11 protein-coding genes are annotated in these 12,700 nt (G+C 51.8%); all 11 read left to right on the top strand.

From position 1 onward, the window contains the following. Positions 1 to 64: 64 nt before the first annotated feature. A complete protein-coding gene (locus QTO31_RS00715; RefSeq protein ID WP_301427774.1) occupies positions 65 to 1,057 on the top strand; it encodes an ABC transporter ATP-binding protein in 993 nt (330 codons plus the stop codon). A gap of 399 nt (positions 1,058 to 1,456) precedes the next feature. Next, entirely contained in the window at positions 1,457 to 2,683 is a 1,227-nt protein-coding gene (locus tag QTO31_RS00710; protein WP_031459102.1) for an exonuclease SbcCD subunit D, read from the top strand. 487 nt (positions 2,684 to 3,170) lie between these two features. Next, positions 3,171 to 4,184: a Gfo/Idh/MocA family protein gene (locus QTO31_RS00705; RefSeq protein WP_301427773.1), complete on the top strand. Its 1,014-nt coding sequence runs from the start codon at positions 3,171 to 3,173 to the stop codon at positions 4,182 to 4,184. A gap of 27 nt (positions 4,185 to 4,211) precedes the next feature. Then, positions 4,212 to 5,327, top strand: a complete 1,116-nt coding sequence (locus QTO31_RS00700; protein WP_301427772.1) for a DegT/DnrJ/EryC1/StrS family aminotransferase — start codon at positions 4,212 to 4,214, stop codon at positions 5,325 to 5,327. Between the two features lie 49 nt (positions 5,328 to 5,376). After that, positions 5,377 to 6,390: an SDR family NAD(P)-dependent oxidoreductase gene (locus QTO31_RS00695; RefSeq protein WP_031459099.1), complete on the top strand. Its 1,014-nt coding sequence runs from the start codon at positions 5,377 to 5,379 to the stop codon at positions 6,388 to 6,390. Beyond that, positions 6,387 to 7,544 (top strand): DegT/DnrJ/EryC1/StrS family aminotransferase, encoded by a 1,158-nt coding sequence (locus QTO31_RS00690; RefSeq protein WP_031459098.1) that lies wholly within the window; start codon positions 6,387 to 6,389, stop codon positions 7,542 to 7,544. Before QTO31_RS00695 ends, QTO31_RS00690 begins: the two co-directional genes overlap by 4 nt. A 17-nt stretch (positions 7,545 to 7,561) precedes the next feature. Beyond that, positions 7,562 to 8,569, top strand: coding sequence for a glycosyltransferase family 2 protein (locus QTO31_RS00685; protein WP_031459097.1), 1,008 nt, complete (start codon positions 7,562 to 7,564; stop codon positions 8,567 to 8,569). Positions 8,570 to 8,581: 12 nt separating this feature from the next. Then, on the top strand, positions 8,582 to 9,295 hold the full coding sequence (locus QTO31_RS00680) for a polysaccharide deacetylase family protein (RefSeq protein WP_031459096.1): 714 nt from the start codon (positions 8,582 to 8,584) through the stop codon (positions 9,293 to 9,295). 102 nt (positions 9,296 to 9,397) lie between these two features. Beyond that, positions 9,398 to 10,342, top strand: a complete 945-nt coding sequence (locus QTO31_RS00675; RefSeq protein ID WP_031459095.1) for a glycosyltransferase family 2 protein — start codon at positions 9,398 to 9,400, stop codon at positions 10,340 to 10,342. An 18-nt stretch (positions 10,343 to 10,360) separates the two neighbouring features. Continuing rightward, positions 10,361 to 11,299: a glycosyltransferase family 2 protein gene (locus tag QTO31_RS00670; protein WP_031459094.1), complete on the top strand. Its 939-nt coding sequence runs from the start codon at positions 10,361 to 10,363 to the stop codon at positions 11,297 to 11,299. 197 nt (positions 11,300 to 11,496) lie between these two features. Beyond that, positions 11,497 to 12,414 carry a glycosyltransferase family 2 protein gene (locus QTO31_RS00665; protein ID WP_301427771.1) on the top strand — a complete coding sequence of 306 codons (918 nt, stop codon included), beginning with the start codon at positions 11,497 to 11,499 and terminating at the stop codon, positions 12,412 to 12,414. The last annotated feature ends 286 nt before the right edge of the window (positions 12,415 to 12,700 follow it).

Below are 12,700 nucleotides of genomic sequence, written 5' to 3'. Positions count from 1 at the left end.
TAGGAAAGCAACATCTGTCGCGTCCTGCAAAGCTGTTTTTACGATAAGTTCATGGAGTGAACGAATGGCGTCAATCTCATCGATCGATGACCCCTTACTTGAGGTTCGTAATCTCAAAAAGTATTTCCCGATTAAAGGTGGTTTTTTGCGCCGCACCGTTGCTGAGGTACGGGCAGTTGATGATGTCAGTTTCACCATTAAACGAGGTGAAACGTTAGGGCTGGTCGGCGAGAGTGGGTGTGGAAAGACCACGACTGGTCGCACGATCCTCCGTCTGGAACGGGCAACCGCTGGCGAAGTTGTGTTTGAGGGTCAGGACGTCATGCGGGCCAGTGGTCGCACCTTGAAGGCCCTGCGGCGCGATATGCAAATTATCTTTCAAGACCCTTATGCCTCACTTGATCCCCGCATTACCATCGGGGAAAGTGTGGCCGAAGGGTTAGTGATCCACGGGATCGGAACGCCGGCCGAACGGCGTGAGCGGGTGCGCGAGGTGCTGGCAAAGGTCGGTTTGAGCGCCTCGCACATGACACGCTTCCCCCACGAATTTTCCGGTGGTCAACGGCAACGAATTGGGATTGCTCGCGCTTTGATCATGGAGCCGAAACTGATTGTTTGTGATGAGCCGGTTTCTGCTCTCGATGTGTCGATTCAGTCGCAGGTGCTTAATCTCCTGCGTTCGCTGCAACGCGAGTTTGGTTTGACCTATCTTTTCATTGCGCATAACCTGGCAGTGGTGGAACACATCTCAGATCGGGTCGGTGTGATGTATCTGGGCAAGATGGTCGAACTGGCAACCAGTGAGGAGCTGTTCCGGGAACCACTCCACCCGTATACCAAAGCGTTAATTTCGGCTATTCCCAATCCTAATCCGTTTGCCAAACGGGAACGGATTGTATTGCAGGGTGATGTTCCCAGTCCTATTAATCCACCAAGCGGCTGTCGTTTCCATCCACGTTGCTGGATTGCCCGGTCTATCTGCAAGGAGCAGGAACCGGTCTTTGAAGAGAAACGCAAAGGGCATTGGGTAGCCTGCCATTTTGCCGGTCAGTTTTGATAAAATGAACCCCTTGCTGAGCTGATCAACCCTTCTCTGCACCAGCATAGTGTGCAGAAGGAAGTAATACCAGGCAAATATGAAACGGTTGTGAAGCCAATGTGCCATCGGTGAGCTGGTTGTCTGGAAGGCATGTGCGGTGAGTGGCTGATACCTTTCGCCTTCTTCCTGGCCCTCTGTCGCTCCTCTACCAGGAGCAACAAAGGGAAGTAGAAAGCGATGGATGACACACTAGTTGCACATTATCAGTACGCTCTGATGGATGATAAGAAACCCGCTCCTCGCGATCCAGCACGCCAGGAGCGGGTAGAATCACCTGGTGACACGTTGGTACAAGTTGATGGAAGGGATACCGCGTCGTTGCGCTCGTAAGCTCTACAATGTCCTGCTGAGGTCGCAATGATCCGCATGCTGCATCTGGCCGATCTGCATCTTGGGATAGAGAACTACGGTACTATCGACCCACGGCGTGGCCTACATTCGCGTCTGCTCGATTATCTTGAACGTCTTGATGAAGCAATCACCATTGGTCTAGATCACCAGATCGATATCTGTCTTATTGCTGGTGACGTATACAAAAATCGTTCTCCCAATCCGACGGTACAACGTGAGTTTGCCAGTCGCATTCGTCGTCTCCGCGAAGCAGGTGTCGCAGTTGTCATTTTGACCGGAAACCACGACATCTCACCGGCGCAAGGGCGTGCCCATTCGGTCGAAATCTTTGCGACGCTGGCGTTAGAAGGGATAACAGTAGCCGATCGCCTGCGGCTGCATCGGATTGATACTCGTCATGGGCAGATACAACTGATTGCTGTACCGTGGGTAACCCGTCAGATGTTGTTAACCCGTGAAGAGATGGCAGGTGCATCATTTGCATCGGTAGAATACGAATTACGACGGCGAATCGAACAGTTTATTGAACGTTCCGTCGAGGCGCTTGATCCCGACATCCCAACCGTTCTCGCATTCCACGGTACCGTTGAAGGCGCCCAACTCGGTACCGAGCGGGCTATGATCCTGGGGCAAGACCTGAGCTTGCCCCGTTCGGTGTTGGCTCAACCTGGCGTTGATTACGTGGCGTTAGGTCATATCCATCGCCACCAGTGTCTTGGTGAACGGCCACCAATGGTCTATCCCGGTAGTATCGAGCGCGTCGATTTTGGCGAGCGTGATGATCCAAAAGGATGTGTCCTGGTTGAACTGGTACGCGGTCAGACACGCTGGCAATTCGTACCCCTGGCCGCCCGTCCATTTGTCAGTATCGAGCATGATCTGCGGCGGAGCAGTGATCCGGTGCACGCACTACGTACATTCATCGAGCGTCACGATCTGCGTGACGCCGTTGTGCGTGTCCAGGTTCGATTGTCACGGGAACAGGCAGCTTTGCTGAAGGAAGAACAGGTACGTGAGTGGTTGCGTGCTGCGCGGGCTGGGGTCATCGCTACAATTGTGTTCGATGTCGAACGACCCGCCCGCCAGCGCTTTGCCGGTGTTGCCGAGGAACTGAGCAACGGTCTGACACCGTTACGGGCGCTGGAGCTGTACCTTAAGAGCAAACAGGTACCACCAGAGCGGATTGAGCAGTTACTGGCAGCGGCAAATGAGCTTATTGATAACCGCGAGTAATCGTGGTAGCGCGGAGCATAGCAGATTCTAGGGATTGTGTCTGAATTCATATCTGCTCTGATTGCCACGCTGTGAAATCTCATCAGGCGAGTAAGGTTGAGAAGCCTTATATTCCTATCGCTCGACGGACGGGTGGGTGAACGAAGTGTCTTTGCCCACCCAATTTGATTGTCGCTTACAGTGTCTTGAAATACGTTTGCACAACGTCTAACGAGATTTGACTCAAACGATGGCGGTCAATATCAACCCCATAGCATTGGTCTCAACCGTAATGCGTATTGTCGATGCAAAGGATCATCATTTTGCTTCACTTATCAAAGAACCTCTCATACCCTCCTGTAATTCTTTCACGTTCATATCATCTTTCCTACGTATGATGGCAGTGGTAAGACAGTGGTACGTTCATTCACTTATGATCACAGAAGTAAGGACAGAACCACTGTTCATTTCAATCTCATTGCAATCTCTGACAAAGGCAGGTGTCATCATGGTCGGAATTGGCGTCATTGGATATGGCTATTGGGGCCCCAATCTTGTCCGTAATTTCGCTCAGGTCACTGGCGCACGGGTAGTGGCTGTCTGTGATCAGCGTGCTGAACGACGGGCACTGGTCGAACAGGTGTATCCGTCGGTAAACACCTACGCTGATGTCAGCGAGATGCTCCGCAATCCGAAGGTAGATGCGGTAGCCGTAGCAACACCGGTCTCGTCACATTTTGAGTTGGCACTGATGGCATTGCAGGCCGGTAAGCATGTGCTGGTTGAGAAACCATTTACCGCTACCGTCGCTCAGGCTGAGCGATTAGTTGAAGAGGCTGAACGACGCCAATTAACGCTGATGGTTGATCATACGTTCATCTACACTAGTGCGGTGCGTAAGATTAAAGAACTGGTGGATAACGGTACACTCGGCACCCTCTACTACTACGATTCAGTGCGCGTCAATCTCGGGTTGTTCCAGAATGATGTGAATGTGCTCTGGGATCTGGCGGTGCATGATTTGTCGATTATGGATTATCTGGTCCAGTCGAGCCCGATCGTAGTCGCTGCGACTGGGATGGCGCATGTACCAGGAAAACCGGAAAACATGGCATATTTGACGTGTTATTTCCCCGATAACCTGATAGCTCATTTTCATGTGAACTGGATGGCGCCGGTCAAGATTCGTCAGACACTGATCGGCGGTTCGGAAAAGATGATCGTTTATGATGATATTGAAATGAGCGAGAAGGTTAAAGTCTACGACAAAGGCATTATTGTCAGTGAGAGTGAAGATGCGGTATATCAGCGCCATGTTGGCTACCGAACCGGTGATATGTGGGCGCCACGGCTCGACAATGTCGAGGCATTACGAATCGAAGCCGAGCATTTCGTTGATTGTGTACGAACTGGTCGGCGTCCGCTATCTGATGGTTACGCCGGTTTGCGCGTTATCCGCATTCTTGAAGCTGCTACGCAATCAATGGTCAATCGTGGACAGCCTGTTACGTTGTCGTGGTAACAACCAAGGCATATAAGGGAGTATCACATGATCCCGTTTGTTGATTTGAAGGCCCAGTATCTTTCCATCAAAGAAGAGATAGATCGGGCAGTTCTTGACACCCTTGCCAGTACCCAATTTGTGTTGGGGAAAGAGGTTGCGGCGTTTGAAGCGTTGTTTGCTGCGTATACCCAGTGTCAGTACGCGATAGGCGTCAACTCAGGCACTAGTGCTCTTCATCTTGCGTTATTGGCTGTCGGCGTAGGTCGTGGCGATGAAGTAATCACCACCCCTCATACCTTCATTGCAACCGTCTCGGCCATAGATTACACTGGCGCCCGTCCGGTCTTTGTCGATATTGATCCAGTGAGCTTTACCATTGACCCGAAACAGATCGAAGCGGTGATCACACCGCGCACCAAAGCGATTATTCCGGTACATCTGTATGGTCAGCCTGCTGACATGGATCCAATTATGGCCATTGCTCGCAAATATGGGCTGGCTGTAATCGAAGATGCAGCTCAGGCGCACGGTGCTGAATACAAGGGACGACGTGTCGGTAGCATCGGTGATGTAGGCTGCTTTAGTTTTTATCCTGGCAAAAATCTGGGTGCGTATGGCGAAGGTGGGGCAGTGACCACCAACAATCCTGAACTGGCCCGTACCATCCGAATGTTGCGTGATTGGGGCGCCGAGCGACGCTATCATCACGATCTGAAAGGGTTTAACTACCGGATGGAGGGAGTACAGGGGGCAATTCTACGGGTAAAGATGAACTATATCGAACACTGGACTGAGCTGCGGCGGGCGGCAGCGGCGCGCTACGATGCAATGCTGGCGCCGATGGGTATTCGTACACCGGTCGCTCTTCCTGAGCGTCGTCATGTCTACCATATTTATGCGATTCGCGATCGGCAACGTGATTCACTCCAGGCCTATTTGAACGATCATGGGATAAGTACCGGTATTCATTACCCGATCCCGGTTCATCTCCAGAAGGCATTCGCTGAATTGGGCTATCGGCCTGGCGATTTTCCACAGGCCGAAGCGGCAGCAGCAGAGGTGCTTTCATTGCCCATGTTTCCTGAGTTGACTGTTGAACAACAGCAGGTTGTGGCCCAAGCATTACAGGGTTGGATGGCGCACGTCGCAGCAAAGAGCTGATAATCTTTCGGACCGTATTTCGTGAGATTGATGTTCCAGGATAAAAACAATGACAGCAAAACGGATTTTAGTAACCGGCGGTGCAGGTTTCATCGGTAGTGAGCTGGTAACACAACTGGCTACTGCCGGTCATCGAGTTATTGTGGTTGATAATCTGGTCAACGGGAAACGGGCGAATCTGGCCCATCTGGCCGGGGCCGATGTTGAGCTGGTAGAGGCTGATATTCGTGATCGTGACGTCATGGCTCGCTTGTTGCCTGGTGTTGAGATTGTCTACCATCTGGCCTGTCTGGGTGTCAGACACAGCCTTCACAATCCGTTCGAGAACCACGAGGTGAATGCAACCGGTACGCTGATCTTGCTTGATCTGGCTCGACGTGCCGATGTACCGCGTTTTGTCTATGTGTCGAGTTCGGAAGTGTACGGTACTGCCCGATGGGTTCCTATGACGGAAGAGCACCCGACCTACCCGATGACCGTGTACGGTGGTGGAAAACTGGCCGGTGAGTGCTATACTCGTGCCTTCTGGGAAAGTTACCGCTACCCCACAGTAGTAGTACGTCCGTTTAACAGCTTTGGGCCACGGAGTCACCACGAGGGCGATAGTGGTGAAGTCATTCCCAAGTTTATGTTACGGGCGATGGCTGGTAAGCCGATGGTGATCTTCGGCGATGGCTCGCAGACCCGCGATTTCACGTATGTGAGTGATACAGCGCGAGGTATCATCCTGGCTGGCATGGTAGATGCTGCGGTCGGCGGTACGTTTAATCTTGGGCAAGGGCGCGAAATTTCGATCAATGAACTGGCACGCACCATTGCAGCGGTTGTTGGTCGGCCCAATGCACCAATTACGCATGATGCCCCACGTCCGGGCGATGTTTTGCGGCTCTACGCCGACAGCACCCGAGCTCAGCACGTATTGGGTTTTGTACCAACTGTCTCGCTTCACGAAGGCCTACAGCGTTTACATGAATGGTATCTGGGATGCGGAGTTGCGATTGAGGATTTGCTGGCCGAAGAGCGGGTCTACAACTGGAAAAAAGAGGAGAAGGTTAGTCTATGACAACAACAGCAAAACGGCATATTCCCCTCACCAGACCGGTAATGGGAGCGCCTGAGGCTGAAGCAGCCCAACGTGTTATTCTGTCGGGATGGATTACACAGGGGCCGGAGGTTGCTTCCTTCGAGCAAGAGTTTGCTGCCTATACCGGTGCTGAATATGCTGTAGCTGTATCAAACTGCACGACGGCATTACATCTGGCTTTGCTGGTGGTAGGTGTTGGCCCAGGCGATGAAGTGATCACGGTCAGTCATTCCTATATTGCGACGGCGAACAGTGTACGCTACTGTGGGGCCGTGCCGGTTTTCGTCGATATTGATCCGATGACACACAACATGGATCCGACCCTGATTGAGGCGGCTATTACCCCAAAGACAAAAGCAATTTTAACGGTTCATCAGATGGGGATGCCAGCAGATCTCGAGCGGATCCTGGCTATTGCTGATGCTTACCATCTGCCGGTTATCGAAGATGCGGCATGCGCGATTGGCAGCGAGATATTATTCCATGGGCGCTGGGAACGGATTGGAAAGCCGCACGGTGTGATTGCGTGCTTCTCATTCCATCCGCGCAAGGTGCTCAGTACTGGCGATGGTGGCATGCTAACGACGAACAACCCGATGTATGCCGAGCAGTTCCGCTTGTTGCGTCAACACGGAATGAGCGTTAATGATCGCGTGCGCCATTTAGCCAATCAAGTGATTTTCGAGGAATACAACGTGATAGGCTATAACTACCGTATGACCGACATTCAGGCGGCTGTTGGGCGCGAGCAGTTGCGGCGTTTGCCCGAAATCATTGTAGCGCGTCGCCGGTTAGCCGAACGATATGCGCAGATGTTGAGTGCAATCCCAGGAATAGAGGTACCGGTAGAGCCGCCATATGCCCGCACGAACTGGCAAAGCTATCCGATCTACTTGCCGGAATGGTGTGACCAGCGTGCGGTCATGCAATACATGCTCGATCACGGTGTTGCCACCCGGCGCGGGATCATGTGTGCTCATCGCGAAAAACCGTATTGGCGTCAGGAGGGATACCATCTACCAAAATCGGAATATGCACAGGATCGTAGCATCTTGCTCCCATTCTACCCGCAGATGACACCTGACGAGCAAGAGTATGTTGTTGCAACCCTGGCAGCAGCCTGTGCATCTTGATTATCAAGGAGTTGGCAATGACTGCCAGTAATGATTCGCCATTGTTATCAGTTACCGTTCTGAATTACAATTATGCTCATTTTCTGAGCCATTGCCTCGATTCAATCTTGCAGCAGAGCTTTACCGACTTTGAGGTTATTCTGATCAATGATCGTTCGACCGATAACTCATTAGCGGTCATCAAGCCATATTTGCGTGATCCACGAATACGATTCGTTGACCATGCACAGAATCAAGGATTCGTTGCCTCGTTGATTGAAGGCATGCAATTATCACGCGGGAAGTATCTCAGTGTGATTTCTGCCGATGACTGGGTGGTTTCACCACACGCCTTTGCTCGGCAGATCGAAATTCTCGAACGCCACCCACAGGTGGTGATGGCGTTTAGTGCTTACGGGCTTTATGCCGATGAGCAAACACTTAGTTTTGTGAGTCGAGCGGCGCCCGCTAGTTACGTGCGTGATGGGCGATCAGTCTTTGCCGATTTCCTGCTAAAAGGGTATCCACAACACAGTGGCACGATGATCCGGAAGAGTGCGTATCAGGCGATTGGTGGCTACGATCCGAAGTTACGCTGGTCACTTGATGCACAGATGTGGCTGGGATTGTGTCATTTTGGCGACATTGCCTATATCGATGAGATGCTCTACGCATATCGTCGCCATCCATCGAGTATGTCGAAGGACCCAACAGCGTTACGCAACGCGATTATTGAACTATTTAACATTTTTGACTGGACGTTTGGCCTGATGCCGGAGACCGAACGACGCAAACAACAATGGCTGTACCGCAAAGCACGTCAGCGGGCACTGATCTCATTTGCAGCCGATGCAGTCTTCAGCGGGAATGTCAGGTTAGGCTGGCAGTTTTACAAAGTCGGCCTGCAAGTAAGTCCGTGGGAGACCCTATTCCAGAAAGGAACGCTGGCCATTGCGCTGCGGGCGTTGTTGGGTGCCAGGCTGTATGATCGTTTATTCCGTCGTGCAGCGTCAACGTCCTCCGGGCGTCCAGTGGTGTCAGCCTGAGTGAGGAGCATTATGAATTTGCGTGCCACTGTTACCCGTACTATCGATCAGCTCGGCAATCTGTTCCTCAGTCCACCATACGGTGGGTTTGGTTACTACCACAATCATGGGCCACGCACGCGACGGGCAGTAGCCTTTACCTTCGATGATGGGCCGAGTAAGCCTTGTACCGAATTGTTACTCGATACCCTGGGTGAACTCGGCATTAAAGCGACATTTTTCTGCGTTGGGTTGAGTGTGCAGTGGCATCCCGATGTGGTGCAGCGGGCATTTGCTGAGGGACACGTTATCGGCAACCACTCAATGATGCATAGCCGTAAAGCTGGCTTGATGCCGTGGGGCGGTGACCACATCGATGAAGCAACCACCGCTATCAAGCAGGTGATTGGTCGGCGACCGCGTCTCTATCGGCCACCATGGGGCTGGTTAACGCCATGGGAAGGGTGGCGTCTGCAGCAGCGCGGATATACAGTGATTGGGTGGGATATTTATCCTGATGATTGGAAAGTGCCAGAGGTGCCGGCTGAACAGTTGGTTGCCCAAATCAAGCCATTGATCAGACCCGGTTCGATTATTTTGATGCATGACTCGGTTTCTAACCAATTTCGGTGGGAAAAGACTGAGACAGCACGAGCAGTACGTTTATTGACACCATGGTTGCTTGATAAGGGTTATGAGATTGTGACAGTGCCAGAGTTGTTAGGCGTACCAGCATATCACGTATGACATGTGTCTGTTAGCTGTGGTGGAATGTCATATCTGTATGAAGATCTGCAAGCCGGAGCGCCATCAGGTTGGTGAAGATAGGTGTATGATAGGGGCCAGGAGATGTGTAGGCCAACCATTAGCGCTGTAATCTGTACCCGTAATCGTGGTAAAAGCATCTGTGCAGCAGTCGCAAGTGTTCTAGCGAACGATCATCCTGCGTTTGAACTCATTGTCATTGATCAAAGCACGGATACCGTAACAGCCACCGCATTGCAGCAGTTTAAGCATGATCGGCGTTTGCGTTACATTGCTACCCACACGAAGGGTTTGGGTATTGCGCGAAACATTGGGTTGCGACTGGCCCATGCACCTCTAGTAGCCTTCACTGATGATGATTGCCGGGTGCCGACCGATTGGTTACGGATTATCGAAGATGAGCTGCACCGTGAACCTCAGGCTGCCGTTCTTTTCTGCAACGTACTGGAAGGACCGCACGATGCCAATGCCGGCTTTATCCCAGGCTATCAACGTCGCCAAAAAGTGGTTGTCAAAACGTTCAGTGGCAAATGTCGAGCTCGTGGAATTGGGGCCGGTATGGCGGTTCGGCGTGAATTGGTGTTAGCACTGGGTGGATTCGATGAAGCGTTGGGGGCTGGTGGACGTTTTCCATCGGCAGAGGATGCCGACATTGCGGTACGTGCGATTGCTTATGGGTGGAGTGTGATCGAGACACCAGCCACGTATGTTATTCACGATGGTTTTCGTACCTGGCGTGAAGCACGTGAGCTGGCTGCACGCGATTGGGAAGGTTTAGGAGCAGCTTACATTAAGCCGTTACGCGCTGGTCACTGGCGGGCTGGCATTGTGTTTTTGTACGAATTACTGGTGCCAGCCCTGCTTGAACCATTGTTGCCATTGCTCCGATTACGGCGACCCCGTGGCTTAGGACGGTTCATAGCATTTCTTCGCGGCAGTTTACGTGGTCTGGCTCATCCGATGGATCGTGAATACATGGTTTATCAGGGGGTGGCGATCCATCCTATGGTGATAGAGCGGTCATTGTAACTGTTAAGGATGAGATACATGCTAGTGTCGATCATTATTCCCACCAAACAGCGTCCACAGCCATTGTACAGTGCGGTGCAAAGTGTTTTTCGGAGTACGTATCAACCATTTGAACTCTTTGTGGTTGATCAAAGCTCTGATGATTCAGGTGCTGTGCTTCTGGAATCATTTCGCAGCGACCCTCGCTTTCATTATCTCTCCAATCGGCGTTCGGGCTTTGGGGCGGCTAGCTCACGCAATCTTGAAATTGCAGCCGGTCATGGCGCGATTGTCGCGTTGATTGATGATGACGTTGAAGTTACGCCGAACTGGTTAGAACAAATTGTTGCTGAGTTTAGCGCCGATCCTGAACTTGATTTCATTGCCGGACGGTTGACAGCTTCGCCATGCGATTCTGCGCAAGGGTATACACTTTATGCCTGGCCTGGATTGTCACGATGGCACTTTTCCCTGCATGCTTCAGGCGCAAATTTCAGTATGCGTCGGCGTCTGTTTGACCGTGTTGGCGGCTATGATGAATTTTGCGGGCCCGGTAGCCGGTTACGAGCCTCTGATGATACCGATCTATGCTGGCGGATTGTGCGCAGCGGTGCCCGTTATAAGATTTGTCCGCATATTGAGGTTATTCATACCCACGGCTTTCGACCACGCGATAAAGCGGAAGCTCTCTTTGCGCGTTATCAGTATGGGAATGGCGGTAATTTTGGTCGCTTTACGCGACGTGGCGATCTCTTCGCGGGGGTATGGTTTCTAGCTCGCGAATTCAGGCATATAGTACGTGCACTAATAGCAGTGTTAGGCGGGGATCGGCGTGAGTGGCTCTATTCCAGACAGCGGTTACGAGGTTTATGGGATGGTTTTTGTTTGCCACCCAATGGGGGATTTGTCAGTGGTAGCCGATTACAGCAGATGGCACTTTCTCTGGCCTTTACCTCAAGCGACTGTAGTTATCCATGATCTAAGGACGGTGGATTGGGTTGATACAGGTTGATCGCAGAGCGCAAAATTGTTGAACTGTGCAATACAGTACAGATGGGTCTCTCGTGTATAGACAGGTGGTATACAGGTTTCTAGAGTGGTCATCATCACGGAGCAGAAACCACGGTTTCCGATTAGAGAGCATAGGAGTGAGTAAGTATATTTTTCAGGTACTTATGAAACCACCAACTATCAGCGTTGTTATTTGCACGAGCGATCGTGGAACACAAATCATCAGTGCGGTCGAAAGCATTCTTGCTAATGATCATCCGGCTTTTGAACTGATAGTCATTGATCAGAGTAGGGATACGGCCACTGGATGTGCGTTACAACGGTTTGCACAGGATCGACGTTTCCGCTACATTCCTGTTCGGTTTAACGGATGGGCGCGTGGTCACAATCTCGGATTGCGCATGGCGCGATCGCCAATTGTTGCGATAACCGACGATGATTGCGTGGTACCCCCCGATTGGTTGCACACGATTGAGCAAGAATTGCAGGCTGAGCCACAGGTTGTGGTACTCTATTGCAATGTCTTGCCAGCTCCCCATGATCCCGATGCTGGGTTTGTGCCAGAGTTTCAGTGTTCTCAGCGTCTGGTCGTTCATACATTGCAAGATAAGTGGTATTTGCGTGGGATAGGGGCCGGGATGGCTGTTCGTCGCGACCAGGCACTGGCCATAGGTGGATTTGATGAAGCGCTAGGCCCTGGTGCTCGCTTTAAGTCGGCGGCAGATGTTGACATCGCGATACGGGCTATTTTGTTCGGTGGTTCTGTCGTAGGAACACCGGCGACGTATGTGATCCATTACGGTTTTCGCACTTGGGAAGAAGGCCGTCATTTGACAGCTCGCAATTGGGAGGGATTGGGTGCAACGTTTGTCAAGCCGTTGAAGGTTGGCTACTATCAGGCTGGGATTTTGATCTGGTACGAGTTGCGATTCGTTTTACTCGAACCGCTCCTGCCGCTCTTGAAATTGAAACGCCCTCACGGATTGGGACGATTTGTCGCGTTTACGCGCGGGGTGCTACGGGGATTAGTCCATCCGATAGATCGGAAGTCGCTGAAGTACAGAATTGAAAGTAGGTCTTAGGCCTCTCGTTGCGACGGTTCTCTTTTCGTATGGGAATAGGTTTCTCCCCCTCTATGCCTGTTACCGCACGAGTGGGGTAGGGTTCAAACCGCTCTGCCAGGGCATGAGTAATGATCGTTCCACACAATGCTGGGGCACAGAGCCGTTGCGCCTCTATCATGGTGTGGGATTGCTTCTCGCCGTCCACTCGCTCCTGTCAGGATGCAGGACGGATATTCGTATTGCCAGACCATCATTTGCAAAGAAACGTACAACGAAACTGTCAGCCGGTGAGATTGTTTTATTT

Origin of the sequence: Chloroflexus sp. MS-CIW-1, from assembly GCF_030444705.1 — a bacterium.
Lineage (GTDB): Bacteria > Chloroflexota > Chloroflexia > Chloroflexales > Chloroflexaceae > Chloroflexus.
The sequence above is the reverse complement of the archived record's forward strand: the minus strand, read 5'-3'. Positions and strand labels throughout refer to the sequence as shown.